Below are 15,243 nucleotides of genomic sequence, written 5' to 3' on the forward strand. Positions count from 1 at the left end.
TTGGCTTCCCCCTTTTATTTCGATGCCGTAAGTTTCCGGTGCACGTAGCGTCCCAGCAAACGGGCCAACAAATTGAATAACAACACAGCAAAAATCAGCACAAGCGCAGCCCCGTCTGCTACTTCCCGCGCGTCTGGAATTAAACCTTGCGTATTGATTTTCCAAATGTGAACAGCGAGTGTTTCAGCGGGCCGGAATACGTTTAATGGCGATGTTTCCGAGAAAGGATTCAAATTCATCCAATCAAGCCGTGGCGTTGTTACACCTGATGTAAACAACAACGCTGCTGCTTCGCCAAACACACGCCCAGCCGACAAAATCACGCCAGTCAAAATTCCAGGAAACGCCGCTGGCAAAATAACGGTCCGAATCGTATCCCACTGGGTAATGCCTAGGGCAAGGCTTGCTTCTTTTTGCTCTCTCGGCACGCTCGTAATCGCGTCCTCGACAACACGGACCATTACTGGCAAGTTAAACACCGTCAGCGCAAGGGCACCGCCTAAAATCGAGTAACTCCAGCCAGTTAGCTGTACGAATACAAGCAAACCAAACAAACCGACGACAATAGATGGCAAAGAAGCGAGAACTTCAATACAAGTACGAATAAAATCAGTTACACGACCTGGCTTTGCATATTCAGCCATATAGATGCCTCCACCAAGGCCAAGAGGTACAGTAAACAACATCGTTAAAAATAAGATGTAAAATGAATTAAACAATTGTGGCCCAATCCCGCCGCCTGCTCTATAGGAGCTTGGCGGGTTTGTAAGAAAGGCCCAATCAATTTGGGCAAGTCCCCTTACAAAAATATAGCCAATTAAGCCAGCTAAAACAGCAACAATAACTGCAGCAATCACCGTAAACATAGACGTTGCGCATGTATCCGCCCATTTTTTGTTCATGAAAATTTCCTCCTAGATGACAAGAACCGCACAAGAATAATAAACAGATAGGACATAACGAGCAAAATCAAACCAAGTGACCAAAGGACATTGTTGTCAATGCTCCCTGGCACAGTATGCCCCATATTTAACGTAATGATGGTCGTCAACGTCGCTGTGGAATCAATTAACGACTCGGCAATTGTCCGCGAGTTGCCAATGACCATCTGTACGGCCAATGCTTCGCCAAATGCACGTGCCATTCCGAGGACGACTGCTGTAAGCAGCATCGGCCCGGCGGCTGGAATGAGTACCCGGTAGATCGTCTGCCAGCGGGTCGCACCAAGCGCCAACGACGATTCGCGCAAACCGCCAGGAATCGAACGCAGTGCATCGGTTGATATACTTGTCACAGTTGGAAGGATCATGATCGATAATACGATCATTGCTGATAGAAGGCCAAACCCTTGGCCACCGACATGGTCGCGTATAAATGGAACAATGACGGATAGACCGATAAAACCATATACAACAGACGGGATGCCAACGAGCAATTCTACAGCAGGCTGCAAAATTTTTCTGCCCCAGCTTGGCGCAATTTCCGTCATATAGATCGCTGCGCCAATTCCGAGCGGAGCAGCGATCAATGCAGATAAGATCGTTACAGCAAATGAACCAAAAATAAAGGGTAGTGCGCCATAAGACGGCCCACCGGCGTCCGCTCCCCTAGTCGGGTTCCAATCTAAGCTAGTCAAAAACTCGATTGGACTGACGCCATCGATTACAAATGCTTGCAGTCCGCGAATAACTAGGAACAGCGTAATCGCAATGGTTGTTAAAATGATTAGTGCAGCGCAGGCGTAAACGATGATTTTTCCTTTGCGCTCAGCCTTTGCTGCTTGTTTATTGTTTGCTTTTAACAAACGGTCCGCTACCGATTGAGAAGACGGCATGACAGTTTCCCCCTCATGATTTGCCCTGTTTTTGCCCTACGTGAGAATGGCCTCTACCTTACGGCAGCGACCTTCTTCACTTTTCTTTATTATTTTGGTGTATCGTTTCCTTCAGCATCTCGTTCAACTTGCATGTCCGCTTCAGGAATGTAGCCCATTTCCGGAATCAACGTGCCTTGTACAAAATCAGCTTGCAAGTACTCAATGAACTGAGCCGTTAAGCCTTCAGGCTCGCCTTTTGTGTAAGAATGCATATATGCCCAAATTGGGTATTCGCCTGAAATGACATTTTCATCTGTTTGTTCAACGCCATCTACTGAAAGGGGCAAAACAGATCCTTGTTCGTCATAATAAGAGAAAGCGAGATAACCGATTGCCCCAGGTGTTTCACTAATGATTTGCATTACGGCATTGGAAGAGTCTTCCGTAATGTCCCCTGGAACAGGTTCGTTGCCTTCAAGGCCATATTTCACAAATGTATCTCTTGTCCCAGAAGAATCTGGGCGGTTAACAATCACGATTTCTTGGTCAGCGCCACCAAGTTCGCTCCAATTGGTTACTTCCCCTGTAAATACAGCAATTAAATCTTCAGTCGAAATATCTTCAACGCCAACTTCAGGATGTGCTGCCGGCCCCATGCCTACAACAGCAATACGATGGTCGACAAGTTCTTCAGCGGGAATATCTTCTTTTTCTTCAGCAAACACATCGGAGTTGCCAATTTGGACTTGTCCGCTTGCAACAGATGACAGCCCTTGGCCAGATCCACCTGCTTGCACAGAAATGCTTGCATCCACATTTTCATTCATAAACTCTTCACTTGCAGCTGCAATTAGCGGCTCCATTGCACTTGAGCCTGACACTAAGATGCTGCCTGACGCTTCGTTTTCTTCAGTATTATTGCCTTCTGCCGAATCTGTCTCTGCTGGCTCATTTGTGTTTCCGCCTCCGCAAGCGGTGGCGACAAACAAAAACGACGCAAATACTGCTCCTAATTGGACTTTTTTCATTAACGTTTCTCCCCCTATATAGGTTTACGTCTTACAAGGGTAAGTATAAGGATCGAGTATTAAGCTTATTTATGCCTAATGTTAAGGTTTTGTAAAGGGGAAATGACAGCTGGTTAACAGTTCGGTATCTCGCTTTTAATGCCATTGCTAAGCAATTGTCAAAACACCGCTATATCTGAAGGCATTAAAAAAAAGCAACGGACATTCCGTTGCTTCAGACTGTAGACAAACCTCGCGTACTTCTGTTTTTGCTGATCCGTTCGCCTTTCAACATCAGTTTACTGCCTTTATTTCTGCTACCCTAGCTGCTGTTCTTTCGTTGGGCCATAAACGCCAGGAACAGTCAAGCCAGCTTGGCGAAGCAAAACAGTCATTTGCCCGCGGTGATGGATTTGATGGTTCACCAGTTTCCGTAATACCACACCCCGAGCTACTTTAGCACCAAGAAAATCAACTTGCTCTCCTAGCGCTTCGTCGCTTAACGTGCTTGCTTGTTTCGCTAATTCAGCGGTGACTGCTTCATAGGTTTCCACTATTTCCTTGATAGATTGAGGCTCATTTGCCAAATTAGCGCTTGTGTGGAGCTCCAAGCCAACCCCTCCTGCAAAAAACGCCGGTGTTGTCGTCAAATGCCAACTAAGCCACGAAAGTGTGTTGTGTCCTTCTGCAATCGCTTGGTTTTTCTTTTCATCGGTCACAGCGCTAATCACGGATTTCGTCAATTTTGCTTCTTCCTGCCACTCTTGCAAAAAATCTTCAACTGTACGGTACATCGAATCATCCTTTCATTTAGCCTATAAGAGAAGTATACAACATTTCCACTTCCGTGCTAAAGCTTGTCCACTGTTTTTCATCCACTCGTTCTCAAACGGCGCCGTCAGACCGCAAGCCTTTTATTGCGGCTGCGTTACTTGCCAAAGTTCACTTTGTTCAAACGCATAAGCAAGTTGGAGAAGACGGTGCTCCTCTCCCTTTCTTGCCATCGCTTGCACGCCGATGGCAAGCCCTGCTTCATTTTTGTACAACGGCATTGAAATCGCCGGTTGCCCTGTTAAATTGGCTAGTTGTGTAAAAGGCGTATACGTCAAGCTTGGCAAAAACATTTCATAGACTAGGTCAAGTTGTTCCTTAGGCGGCAACTCCTGGACAAGCGCTTTTAAAGAACGTTCTTGTGTAAGCGTTGGCGTTAATTCGCCAATGCGTGGCGCTACGCTCGCCGTTGCAGGCGTCAAATAAAGGTCATATGTCTCATGGAACATATGGGTGGCTGCAGCAGCATCGTCCCACGCAACAAGGCTTGCCGCATATTCTGCTGCGCGAACGTTGTCTCCGTACTCTGCCAATACCCATGATTCCATTTCAAAGTCATCCTCGTTTAGAGAGCGACCAAGCGTCTGGCCTAGTTGTTGACGCAAACGAGACATTTCCCCTGCATTCATCAAATAATAATGCCTCATTAGCTCAACGCCATCAATTTGCGGCGCCGCCTCCTCAACACGATGACCTGCCTCTTCCAGCCAACGGACTGCCTGTTGCAATGCTGTAATTGCTTCTGGTGAAACGGAAGTCCCAACAGGAGACTGGGCGGAAAAGGCAACCCGCAAACGCGGCAATCGCTCTTGAAACGTGTTTTCATAACGATTGGCAAACAACGGTGTTTGAAAAGCAGCTTCCCATTGGACTATTTGCAGCACATCCAACGCTCGGGCACTATCGCGGACAGAGCGGCTCAGCACAAAATCGATCGCCGCTCCTTGCCATTGTCTGCCAACACCTGGCCCGACTGGTGTACGGCCACGAGTCGGCTTTAAACCGACAAGCCCGGTGAACGAAGCAGGGATGCGAATCGAACCTCCTCCATCGCTCGCGCCTGCAAAAGGAACAATGCCGCTAGCGACAGCAGCTGCAGCCCCACCGCTAGACCCACCTGGCGAATAGTCTAAATCGAGGGGGTTCCGTGCTGGGCCATGGAGTTTAGGTTCTGTAATATTTTTCAAGCCAAACTCAGGGGCATTGGTATGGCCTGCCATAAGCAACCCCGCTTGCTGCAATGTCCTCGTATAGTGGCTTGTGACTTTAGCCCGCTCCTGTTTAAATAAAGCTGAGCCAGAAGTAAGCCGTGCACCTTTTAAAGCGTGGGAGCTATCTTTAAGCAAAAACGGCACGCCTGAAAATACACCGTTTTTAGCTGCTTCCTTCGCTTCTTGGTACACTTCCTTTTCCCGCTTGGAGACAATCGCGTTCAGCTTTTCCCATTCGTGGCTAACTTGAAAATGGGCATCGAGCACTTCTTCTGGTGAAACGGTTCCTGCTTGAATAAGCTCAGCCAACGCTACACCATCGAGACGTTTGTAATCAGATGAATCCATGCTTCTCCCCCCTTAACTGCCTCATTATACTTGACAATCGCGAGCTGCGCCAATCTTTGTTATTTGCAGGAGGCTATGAAAGCATGAAACAAACGGGTTGAAAATTCATCTTCTACTAACGTTTCCGGATGCCACTGGACGCCGACTTGAAAAGGGGAGCTAGTGCTGTTTTCAATCGCCTCAATGACACCATCATTTGTCCAAGCTGAAGCTTTAAAACCAGCGGGAACTTGCCTCACCGCTTGGTGATGGTAACTGTTGACGTAAGCGGTATTTCCTTTTGCAAGCGTTTCTAATCGTGTGCCTTGCCCAATTGTAATCTGATGGCTTTTATACGAACGAGGTGCATGTTGGCGATGTTGAATGAGTGGCTTCGCAAATTGGCTCGGCAAGTCCTGGTACATATCGCCACCTCCAGCAATCGCCAGTATTTGTACACCCCGGCAAATGGCGAGTAGCGGCTTGTGTCGCGCCAGCAACGCTTTCGTCAACGCCACTTCAAACTGGTCCCGTTCCGGTGTAATTTCCCCAAGCAACGGATGAGGATCTTCTCCAAATAGCGCTGGGTCGATGTCCCCTCCACCTGTTAGCAGCACGCCATCCACCATATCGGCATAATGCTCGGCTTTATCTGCTAGGTTCGGAAGTACAACTGGGAGGACATCCGAATCATTGACAGACCAAATATTTGCAAGCGTCGTGCTGAGCAACGTTTCTTCAGCAATAGACGATGTAATGCCGATGATTACCTGTTTCACACCGTTTCCTCCTGTCACAGATTGCTCCTTTAGTTTATGTGTGGACGGCAAAATCTTGAACCTTTCTTTAAAAATCCAACTAAAGATCTCCATTCAGTTGACACGGTTTGCCCCTTTCGTTACGCTCAAAAAGGACTATTGACGAACAGAAGGGATTCCTGTTTATGAAAAACATTGTCGTAATTGGGGGAGGCATTTTAGGAAGCTCCACTGCCTACCATCTTGCTAAACACGGTGCGTCTGTCACGCTTATTGATGACGATCATCATGGGAAGGCGACACAAGCGGCAGCGGGGATTGTTTGCCCCTGGCTTTCAAAACGCCGCAACCAAAAGTGGTACCGCCTCGTTAAACAAGGCGCCGCTTATTACCCGGATTTGATCAAGCAGTTGGCAGCACTTGGACAAAAACAAACAGGCTATAAGCAAACGGGCGCATTGTGGCTCCATAAAGATTCGCAAGAACTTACAGCCGCCTATGAGCGTGCCCACAAAAAACAAGGCGATGCACCAGAAATGGGCGAATTAACGGTTTTGTCCCCTTCCGAAACGCAGAAACTTTTCCCGCCCCTAAGCAACGATTTTGGTGCCGTTCATGTAAGCGGCGCAGCACGTGTCGACGGCTCTAGCTTAAATAATGCCCTGCAACAAGCCGCCCAAAATCTTGGCGCTACCCTTATTCCTGCAAAAGCAACGCTTGTTCGTGAATCGTCGCGTAAGCTCAGCGTTTATGCTGACGGAAAACAATTGCAAGGGGATGAAATTGTCGTTGCTTGCGGCGCTTGGGCAAAAGAATTGCTCGCTCCCGTTGGCATTGCCGTAGACGTGCGGGAACAAAAAGCGCAAATTATCCATTTACATCTCGAAACAAACACAGATGAATGGCCAGTAGTCATGCCACCTGGAAATTCCTATTTGCTTGCTTTTGAGAACGGCCGCATCGTTGCAGGAACAACCCATGAGGATTATCCTCGCTTTAATACAGCCGTGACTGCCGGCGGAATGCACACGATACTGGCCAACGCCCTTCGTGTTGCCCCAGGGTTACACAGAGCGGAATGGCTTGAAACGCGAGTCGGCTTCCGTCCTGTCGTCCCACATTTCCAACCGGTCTTCGGCTTGCTTCCTGGCGTAGAAGATGTGTGGTTTGCCAACGGCCTCGGCTCAAGTGGCTTAACGACTGGGCCTTATATCGGCATGCTTCTTGCACAGCAAATGCTCGGGAATAGGCTGCCTCTTGATCCAGAGGATTACAAAGTGGCTACCATCCTTCAAGAAGATCGATAAGGGCGTCGAATTCCATCTTTCTAATACGATTGATTAGACGGGAAAAACCTCTTTCACCCTTGTTCATGTAACCAGTCCAGCACTAACCGCAATTGCCGCATATCGTTTGTAATCTCTGTCGCTAATGTTGGGTTGTAAAAGACAGATGCAGGATGGAATGTCGGAAATACATGTTGTTCCCGCTCTCCTCGTACTAGTTTGCTAGATTCAAGCGATGGCAATTGCAACAAACGGGTGCAAAACGGTTTCCCGTGAACATCTTGTAGGTTGACGCTCGGGCCGACAAGGCGTTTAAGAGCAATCGCGCCTAGCGTTACAATGAGCTTTGGGTCCAGTTGTTTGATCATTTCATCGAGAAGGGGAGCGTGGGCGATGATTTCCTTTTGCGTCGGCGTTCGGTTTCCACGCTCCTCAATTGGTTTTTTGCTACTTTTAACATCATGTTTATAAGGGCGGCTCCTCACGACGCTCGTAATATAAATGTCGTCTCGATTCAAGCCCGCTTCTTTTAAAAAACCATTCAAGTTCGCTCCTGCTCTGCCAGTAAAAGGCTTGTGCGTTTGCAATTCATCGCGCCCTGGCGCTTCCCCGACAAACAAGACGTCTGCCTCCTCGTTTCCGCCGCCGAGGAGAAAGCCTTCACACGGGTACGGAGCGATTCGCTTTTTTCCTAGCTCTTGTAACTGTTTGCTAATCATGGCTTTTCCCTTGCTCCTTTAACCGGGCTTGTTCAATGGCCAATGCCATTTCGGTCACGCAACGTTTTCGTTCCTGTTCCGTTTTAGCTTGCATAAACCGTTTATACAAGCCGTCCATATCCGCTTGTTCAAAATCACTACAGGCACGCACGACTTGTCCCTCCTTTTAACTAAGCAGCTTCTCTTTATCACAGGCCCGCTTCTACGGCCCTCCCCGTATTTAATAGAGCAGAGAAAACAGACATGCCCATCAAGCTGTCTTCTTCCCAACTACGCCTTGTTTCCTTCTTAGGAAGCCACTGAATCGGTCTACTTAATTAGTATAGACTGATTCCCCATTTATAAACGTTTCTCTCACAACCGTGCCCGCTTGCAATGGCGGACCGCTCCAAATGACAAGATCCGCATCTTTGCCGGTTTCAATCGTGCCAAGGCGGTCATCGATATCGAGATGTTCTGCTGCCCGTACAGTAATTGCTTCCAACATCCGTTGCTCGCTAATTCCGTACTTTAATGCAAAAGCGGCAGTCGTCAACAAATGTTCAATCGGAATAACGGGGTGGTCTGTCGTTATCGAAAAAGGCACATTTCTTTCGGCAAACACTTGTACCGTCTCCCAACTTTTGTTGGCAAGCTCTTGTTTCGAGCGAGAAGAGAAAGTCGGACCAATTGTAAAGCGCACACCACTATTCGCTAGCTCTTCAGCAATAAGGTGGCCTTCTGTCACATGCTCAATTGTAAGCCGCAACGAAAACTCATCGGCAATCCGTAAAACGGTCATTATGTCATCTGCACGGTGGGCATGAACACGCATCGGCAGTTTCCCTTCGATAACAGGCACAAGCTGCTCCATTCCCAAATCCCGTTTTTCTAATTTTCCAGCACGCTTGCGTTCAGCATAGTCTTGGGCGTTCATTAACGCTTGCCTAAAAACGGCAGCCACTCCCATACGCGTCACTGGCGCTCGTCCTTTTCCCCCATGGACACGCTTTGGGTTTTCCCCGAGTGCGGCTTTCATTGCCGAAGGTGCTTTAACTGCCATATCAGCAACAGTACGGCCAGCCGTTTTTAAGATGCATGTTTCGCCGCCAATCACATTGGCGCTTCCTGGTAAAACTTGTACAGTAGTAACCCCAGACTTGCGGGCGTCGTTAAAACCTGGGTCTAGCGGATTGACGCCATCGATTGCCCGGACTTCAGGTGTACATGCAGCGGTTGTTTCATTGAAATCATGGCCATCATTGCCGAGCCCTTGTGTGTGGACGCCTAAGTGGGTATGCACATCAATTAAGCCTGGCGTCACCCAGCCCCCTTTCGCATCAATCTTTTCAATCCCTTCTGGCAAAACCACATCCACCCCGACTTCTTTTATCCGGTTGCCTTCCACCAATACCGTTCCCGCAACAGCTGGCTGATTCGCAATTCCTGTCCATATGAGCCCGTTTATTATCGCTTTCATTCGATCCCCTCTTCCCAGTTCGAGTTCTTTCTAGTATACAATGTATCGGCAATAGAAAAACACCGAAACCTTAGCGGCTTGCGGTGCTTTCAAGCTGTTGTTGCAGTTCTTTAATAATTTGCTCTGCTCCTTCTTTGCTTAAAACAATATTTCCGTTTGCAAGTGTCAAATTTTCATCAGAACTTTCGCCTGTAACCATACATGCTTTGTATGGCTGATATTTTTCTAAAACGATTTGGTCTCCATCAATTAGTATCGCAAGCGGAGTTTTAATTTCAATATTCAGCATGCTGCGAAGCTCTTTCGGGATAACAATTCGACCTAGTTGGTCCAGTTTGCGTACGATACCTGTTGATTTCATTCTTCACGTCTCCTTCTTAAGCAGTTCCTATTTCTTCCTTTTTATGCGTATAAATCTAGTTTACTTCATCTTTTTCGCTTTTAATAGTCTAATAGGAAAAATTAGTGTTAAGACGGAAATCTATTCCAAAAGCTGCTAAAAATAATAGTACTTTTTAATCATTTTTTCATATACAACAAATAAAAAAAAACAGCTCTTTATGAAAAGAACTGTTTTTTTATTAGCTTTATGCTGGGTATACACTTACTTTTTTGCGGTCACGACCGACACGCTCATATTTCACAACGCCGTCAATTTTAGCGAACAATGTGTCGTCGCCACCTTTGCCGACATTCGCACCAGGATATACGCGTGTGCCGCGTTGGCGCACGAGGATAGAACCGCCCGTTACCGCTTGCCCGTCTGCACGTTTAGCACCAAGGCGTTTTGAGTGGGAGTCACGGCCGTTCTTTGTGCTACCTACCCCTTTTTTCGATGCGAAAAATTGAAGGTCCATTTTCAACATGGAAATCACCTCCTGTCTATTTCAACCGTAATAAAAGTTTGATAAGCGTCAGCCATTGACAAAAATGACAATTCCATCCCTTTTAACAACAGCTGTACATCTTCATATGTCCGTACGTCAAGCCCATCAGGAACAGCGCAGTCAAGATAGCCACCCTCTCCTTTTGAGCTGACAACTAGATCAACTCCACATAAGGACTGGACAGCATTGACCGTTCCGATGGAAACAGCGGAAGCGCCGGCACAGACAATGTCTTGGCCGTAAGGACCAGCTTCTGCATGTCCGCTCATCGTAAAAGCGATGATATCATCATGCTCATTATGTTGCATGCGAACATAAATCATTGGGATTAACCGTTGATTTTTCCGATAACAACTTTTGTGTAAGGTTGGCGATGGCCTTGCTTGCGACGATAGTTCTTTTTCGCTTTCATTTTATAGACGATGATTTTCTTGTTACGACCGTGTTTTTCAACCGTTCCCGTAACAGATGCACCTTCTACAAACGGAGCGCCGACTTTCGCCGATTCGCCTCCTACAAAAAGAACTTTGTCAAAGCTCACTTCTTCGCCAGCCTCTGCGTCTAATTTTTCAACGTAGATTTCTTGGCCTTCTTCTACTTTGATTTGCTTTCCGCCAGTTTCAATAATTGCGTACACTGTTTGCACCTCCTCATAACATCAGACTCGCCATCATAGGCAGGACATGCCATTTAAACGCCTACTCTGCGCGGTTGTAAGTTCATTGGGTGCTTCTCCAAATCACCAACAAGCTCCATCATAGCATAAATGACTTTTCTAGTCAATTGCTTGTGCCATGGCGGCAAAGCGTTTCCGTGCTTCTTCATAAGAACCAGCAAAATGGATCGAGTAAGGTTTGGCCTGTGGCAATGAGTCGTCTGTTACTAAAAACAAAGTAAGGCCGGCCAATGACTCAAGCCGCTCCTTATACAGGTCGCCAACCCCGACTAAAAGCGAGCGCAATTCAGCCGTTACGGCGACAACGAGTGCTTCCGCTTGCTCTTCCAATATGAGCCGTTCAAGCATAAAAGCGTGACCATGGCCTGCCAGCACAGCGCCCGTGCCCGCGCATGCCTTACACTCAACGGTTAAGGTTTTTGCCATCGATAAGCGTGTTTTCTTCCGTGTCATTTCAAGCAAGCCTAGTTTCGTAAAACCACGGACACTTGTTTTAACCCTGTCTTTTTTTAGCGCCCGTTCCATTGTCTGTTGGACAGCCAAGCGGTCTAAGTCGCTCTGCATATCAATAAAATCGATCACGATGATGCCACTGCAGTTGCGGAGGCGAATTTGTTTCGCTGCTTCTACCGCTGCCAATTTGTTGACAGCGAGTACGGTCTCGCTTTGCGCAAATTTGCCGGTAAACTTGCCTGTATTGACATCAATAACAGTCATAGCCTCCGTTTCGTCAATGACAAGAAAAGCACCGTTTTTTAGCCAAATACGACGCTTTTGCGCTTTGGCCAATTGGGCGCTAATTCGTGCTGACTGGAACGAAGAACCTTTATGCGCGTACAGTTTAACCTTGTCCTTATCGTCTGTTTGAACTAGTTGCTTCATCAGGCGGTAATCATCAATGTCATCGACGACCACTTCAGTGACATGCTCATTGAGATAGCCTAATAGCAACGTCTCCACTAAAGTAGCTGCTCGGTAAATAAGCGCTGGCGCCTGCTCTTGATGACGGAGCGTTTTTTTCCAAAGTGTCCGTAAAAACACCAAGTCACGCTCTACCTCTTCAATTGGCGCATCTGCTGCGGCAGTCCGGACAATCGCACCTTCATTGTACTGAAGCTTGTTTTCTAAAGCAGTGTGTAGCGAAGCTCGAACACGGTCTGATTCAATCCGCCGTGATACTGCCACATACGCCCCTTCTGGCATATAGACAACATATTTTCCCGGAATAGACACAACGCCTGATAAACGAGGCCCCTTCTCATTTGTCCCTTCCTTTGTTACTTGTACGGCAATTGTATCGCCTGGCGATACAAACTGGGAAATGCTTTTTGTTTGTTTTTCCGTTAAGTCGCTTGGATCAAGGTGGAAAGTGAGAAGCTCGTCACGGTGCAAAAATCCGTTCTTGCCCGTGCCAATATCGACAAAAGCAGCCTCCATGCCAGGAAGGACTCTTTCCACTTTGCCTAAAAACACGCTGCCAACCATTTGGGGGCGGTCATTGCTTTCAAAAAACCATTCAACCACCTCATTATTTTCCAAAAGGACGGCTTCGCGTTTATTGATCCCTTTCGTAATGACAATCGATTGCTCCATGTTTACGCTCCTTTTTGGCTTGTCTCTTATTTTACGCGAAGCCAAAAGGAGATACAATTGTTACATGGCTGGGGGTACTAATGTTCTTACTGGCGCGTGAAGTTTCGCCTCCGCAAAATAGGTTTGCAAAAGCTCTTTTTCTGCAACTGTATAACGTTTGCCACTATCCTCTATTACAAACAGCTGGACTTGGCCCCTCCGTAAAAGCGCTAGGGCATCACGAATGGGCAGCTGACCAGAAACTTTTGTACGTATATATCTCGTTGCACGATCTGTTTGTTTCGCCATTAAAAACCGCATAAATCGATAGTTTCGCTGCTTGAATTCCAATCCATTCGTCAGTGCCAAGAAAGAAAGAATCACGAACAAATTAAGGTGAAAGGGCAAAAATAGCATGAATGACAGTGCTACGGCCAAAAATCCAACCGAAATCCCAAGGCTAGCTGCCATCGCCCGCTTATACGGCCAAACAGCTAAGCAAGCAAGTTGCACCATCCTTCCGCCATCAAGTGGATAAATTGGCAACAAATTAAACAAGACAATCGCGGCGTTGTGGGCAACAAACAATTCATGGTCGTTCTCAGACCAAAAAGGCTGTCCGACTAAGGCATACGACAATGCCCATAACCATAAGTGCTGAAGCGGTCCTGCCAAGACAATGGCCATTTCCTCTTTAATTGGCTTTACCCCGTTTTCTTCCATTTCAGCAGCGCCGCCAAAGGGAAGCAGCTCCATTTTTTTAATATCCCACTTAAGCATATAGGCCGCTACTGAATGCCCCATTTCATGGACAAATACAATGACAAACACCATCAATACTTCTCTAAAATGACCGGTGATGATTCCAGCGGCAATGACTAGCCAAAATAGGGGATGTACGCGAACTTTTTTGATAAGTTCAATCAAAATTCATCACTTCGCTGGGATCAATATAGTCATCTCCTTGCCGAATAGCAAAGTAAAAGATGCCTGCCTGATTTTCATCAGATGATACGGTTCCCAGCACCGCTCCGCTTTCTAAAATATCATATGGATGGACAGAGACATCATCAAGCATACCGTATATCGAGGATGTGCCATCAGGATGTTGAAGTTCAATCAGATTGCCCAATTCAGATTCTTCGCTTGTCGTCACGCGAATCACGTGACCACCTTTAACTGCCTTTACTTCTTCGCCTAATCCCGTTTCGAGCAAAATGCCTTTGCCGTCTTTATCAAAGCTTTCGCGAATGACACCTGATGCTGGATAAGCGTAATCGAGTGGTTCCTTTTCTTCTTCAGAGGCACGTTGCTCTGGAAGCAAATGAAGGGGCGACCCTAAATGCTTTTCAAAAAAAGCAGAAACAGCAGCAAATTGAAAATGCTGGTCAAATGTCTGTTCAACAAATGCTTGCACAGGCTGTACACGCTCATTGCCTGATTGATAGATAATGCCGATCGTAAAAAACAAGCATCCGGAGATGGCCAATTGCATAACGAAACGGCGTATTCCTGACTGGCGCTTTTGTGGCAGCAAATCGTCGCCTTTTTCAGCAGAAAGTGGCGTTTGATTCAAGCCAATGTTCCGTTTTGGAGCAGCTTGCCTTCTAGCGGCGATCTTTTTTTGGATTTTTTTCCTTCTATCCATTCTACAGGCCCCTCTCATCGATTTGTACATCTTATGACTTGTCCCTAACTCGTATTCAGGTTAATAATAAAGAAAAGCGGGAATCACAAAAGTAGGGGTGATAATGATGAACAGACGGCGACTAGGAAAATCAGATCTTTACGTAAGCGAGCTCGGCCTTGGGGCGATGTCGCTAGGGACAGATAAACACCGTGCAACAGAAATAATCGCTGAGGCGGCAGACCTTGGGGTCAATTATATTGATACTGCCGACTTATACGATTATGGGGAGAATGAAAAAATAATTGGCGCAGCATTAAAAGGAAAACGCTCCGAGTTTATCATAGCCACAAAGGCTGGCAATCGTTTTGAAAAGGGGAAACAAGGCTGGGAGTGGGATCCTTCGAAACAATATATTAAAGAGGCGGCAAAAACGAGCTTGCAGCGACTGCAGACAGATTACATCGACTTGTACCAACTCCACGGCGGAACCATAGACGATCCAATCGATGAAACAATTGAAGCATTTGAGGAACTGAAACAGGAAGGGCTTATTCGCGAATACGGCATTTCCTCGATTCGCCCCAATGTGATCCGCACATATGTTGAACAGTCTTCCATTGTGTCGATTATGATGCAATACAGCATTTTAGACAGGCGTCCAGAAGAGTGGTTTCCGTATTTACAGGAAAATGGAATTAGTGTTGTTGCCCGTGGCCCAGTAGCTAAAGGGATTTTGAGCGAACGCCCCTTACATACGGTTGCTGCTGCTTCTGACGGCTATTTGGATTACTCAGTCAAAGAAATCGAACAATTGCGTGACGTCCTTATGCAAACTTACGGAAAAACATACTCTTTGACAAAAGTGGCTTTCGATTATTGTTTGGCCCATCCGCCAGTAGCAGCAGTTGTAGCTGGTGCAAGCTCTATAGAACAGCTAAGGCAAAATGCCCGCTCATGCAAGGAAGAGCCACTGTTACAGACAGAAATTGACAACATCGAACGAATCACCAAACAAAGCAAATACACGCAACATCGTTCATGAAAAAGAAGCTCACGCGCATTCC

At 46.9% G+C, this 15,243-nt stretch carries 18 protein-coding genes and 1 other annotated feature; of the genes, 2 read left to right on the plus strand and 16 right to left on the minus strand.

The window, feature by feature from the left end; translation table 11 throughout:
- Positions 1 to 14 precede the first annotated feature (14 nt).
- From pstA to N6H06_RS16875, 6 genes are all read right to left on the minus strand, one after another.
- Positions 15 to 902 carry a phosphate ABC transporter permease PstA gene (gene pstA / locus N6H06_RS16850; RefSeq protein ID WP_062749546.1) on the minus strand — a complete coding sequence of 296 codons (888 nt, stop codon included), beginning with the start codon at positions 900 to 902 and terminating at the stop codon, positions 15 to 17.
- Positions 899 to 1,834 carry a phosphate ABC transporter permease subunit PstC gene (gene pstC / locus N6H06_RS16855; RefSeq protein WP_062749548.1) on the minus strand — a complete coding sequence of 312 codons (936 nt, stop codon included), beginning with the start codon at positions 1,832 to 1,834 and terminating at the stop codon, positions 899 to 901. The genes pstA and pstC overlap by 4 nt, the downstream gene beginning before the upstream one ends.
- An 89-nt stretch (positions 1,835 to 1,923) precedes the next feature.
- Positions 1,924 to 2,844 (minus strand): phosphate ABC transporter substrate-binding protein, encoded by a 921-nt coding sequence (locus N6H06_RS16860; protein ID WP_062749549.1) that lies wholly within the window; start codon positions 2,842 to 2,844, stop codon positions 1,924 to 1,926.
- Positions 2,845 to 3,140: 296 nt separating this feature from the next.
- Positions 3,141 to 3,617 (minus strand): DinB family protein, encoded by a 477-nt coding sequence (locus N6H06_RS16865; protein WP_263707567.1) that lies wholly within the window; start codon positions 3,615 to 3,617, stop codon positions 3,141 to 3,143.
- Positions 3,618 to 3,737: 120 nt separating this feature from the next.
- The gene (locus N6H06_RS16870; RefSeq protein ID WP_062749553.1) at positions 3,738 to 5,213 is read right to left on the minus strand and encodes an amidase family protein; all 1,476 of its coding nucleotides are present in this window, start codon (positions 5,211 to 5,213) and stop codon (positions 3,738 to 3,740) included.
- A 59-nt stretch (positions 5,214 to 5,272) separates the two neighbouring features.
- Entirely contained in the window at positions 5,273 to 5,971 is a 699-nt protein-coding gene (locus tag N6H06_RS16875) for a gamma-glutamyl-gamma-aminobutyrate hydrolase family protein (RefSeq protein ID WP_263707568.1), read from the minus strand.
- Positions 5,972 to 6,135: 164 nt separating this feature from the next.
- On the opposite strand from N6H06_RS16875, the gene N6H06_RS16880 reads away from it, so the two are divergent.
- Positions 6,136 to 7,257 (plus strand): NAD(P)/FAD-dependent oxidoreductase, encoded by a 1,122-nt coding sequence (locus N6H06_RS16880; RefSeq protein WP_062749556.1) that lies wholly within the window; start codon positions 6,136 to 6,138, stop codon positions 7,255 to 7,257.
- Positions 7,258 to 7,310: 53 nt separating this feature from the next.
- On the opposite strand, the gene N6H06_RS16885 is transcribed toward N6H06_RS16880, so the two are convergent.
- The 10 genes from N6H06_RS16885 to N6H06_RS16930 all read right to left on the minus strand — a co-directional run bounded on the left by N6H06_RS16885 (position 7,311) and on the right by N6H06_RS16930 (position 14,197).
- Positions 7,311 to 7,955, minus strand: a complete 645-nt coding sequence (locus N6H06_RS16885; protein WP_263707569.1) for a uracil-DNA glycosylase — start codon at positions 7,953 to 7,955, stop codon at positions 7,311 to 7,313.
- Positions 7,948 to 8,106, minus strand: a complete 159-nt coding sequence (locus N6H06_RS16890) for a hypothetical protein (protein ID WP_193754516.1) — start codon at positions 8,104 to 8,106, stop codon at positions 7,948 to 7,950. The genes N6H06_RS16885 and N6H06_RS16890 overlap by 8 nt, the downstream gene beginning before the upstream one ends.
- A gap of 162 nt (positions 8,107 to 8,268) precedes the next feature.
- Complete coding sequence (locus tag N6H06_RS16895) at positions 8,269 to 9,414, minus strand: amidohydrolase (RefSeq protein ID WP_062749560.1); 1,146 nt, start codon at positions 9,412 to 9,414, stop codon at positions 8,269 to 8,271.
- 70 nt (positions 9,415 to 9,484) lie between these two features.
- On the minus strand, positions 9,485 to 9,775 hold the full coding sequence (locus N6H06_RS16900) for an AbrB/MazE/SpoVT family DNA-binding domain-containing protein (protein ID WP_011247442.1): 291 nt from the start codon (positions 9,773 to 9,775) through the stop codon (positions 9,485 to 9,487).
- 226 nt (positions 9,776 to 10,001) lie between these two features.
- Complete coding sequence (gene rpmA, locus N6H06_RS16905) at positions 10,002 to 10,280, minus strand: 50S ribosomal protein L27 (protein ID WP_062749562.1); 279 nt, start codon at positions 10,278 to 10,280, stop codon at positions 10,002 to 10,004.
- A gap of 5 nt (positions 10,281 to 10,285) precedes the next feature.
- Positions 10,286 to 10,624 (minus strand): ribosomal-processing cysteine protease Prp, encoded by a 339-nt coding sequence (locus tag N6H06_RS16910; RefSeq protein ID WP_062749564.1) that lies wholly within the window; start codon positions 10,622 to 10,624, stop codon positions 10,286 to 10,288.
- A gap of 5 nt (positions 10,625 to 10,629) precedes the next feature.
- Positions 10,630 to 10,938 carry a 50S ribosomal protein L21 gene (gene rplU, locus N6H06_RS16915; RefSeq protein WP_011247445.1) on the minus strand — a complete coding sequence of 103 codons (309 nt, stop codon included), beginning with the start codon at positions 10,936 to 10,938 and terminating at the stop codon, positions 10,630 to 10,632.
- 13 nt (positions 10,939 to 10,951) lie between these two features.
- Positions 10,952 to 11,024 (minus strand) — a sequence feature (ribosomal protein L21 leader region).
- Between the two features lie 52 nt (positions 11,025 to 11,076).
- A complete protein-coding gene (locus N6H06_RS16920) occupies positions 11,077 to 12,570 on the minus strand; it encodes an Rne/Rng family ribonuclease (protein ID WP_263707570.1) in 1,494 nt (497 codons plus the stop codon).
- Positions 12,571 to 12,630: 60 nt separating this feature from the next.
- Positions 12,631 to 13,476: a M50 family metallopeptidase gene (locus N6H06_RS16925; RefSeq protein ID WP_062749567.1), complete on the minus strand. Its 846-nt coding sequence runs from the start codon at positions 13,474 to 13,476 to the stop codon at positions 12,631 to 12,633.
- On the minus strand, positions 13,469 to 14,197 hold the full coding sequence (locus N6H06_RS16930) for a M23 family metallopeptidase (protein ID WP_062749569.1): 729 nt from the start codon (positions 14,195 to 14,197) through the stop codon (positions 13,469 to 13,471). The genes N6H06_RS16925 and N6H06_RS16930 overlap by 8 nt, the downstream gene beginning before the upstream one ends.
- Before the next feature lie 106 nt (positions 14,198 to 14,303).
- Between N6H06_RS16930 and N6H06_RS16935 the strand changes: the two genes are divergently transcribed.
- Positions 14,304 to 15,221: an aldo/keto reductase gene (locus tag N6H06_RS16935; protein WP_062749571.1), complete on the plus strand. Its 918-nt coding sequence runs from the start codon at positions 14,304 to 14,306 to the stop codon at positions 15,219 to 15,221.
- The last annotated feature ends 22 nt before the right edge of the window (positions 15,222 to 15,243 follow it).

The sequence above is a fragment of the Shouchella tritolerans genome, assembly GCF_025770735.1.
Lineage (GTDB): Bacteria > Bacillota > Bacilli > Bacillales > Bacillaceae_D > Shouchella > Shouchella tritolerans.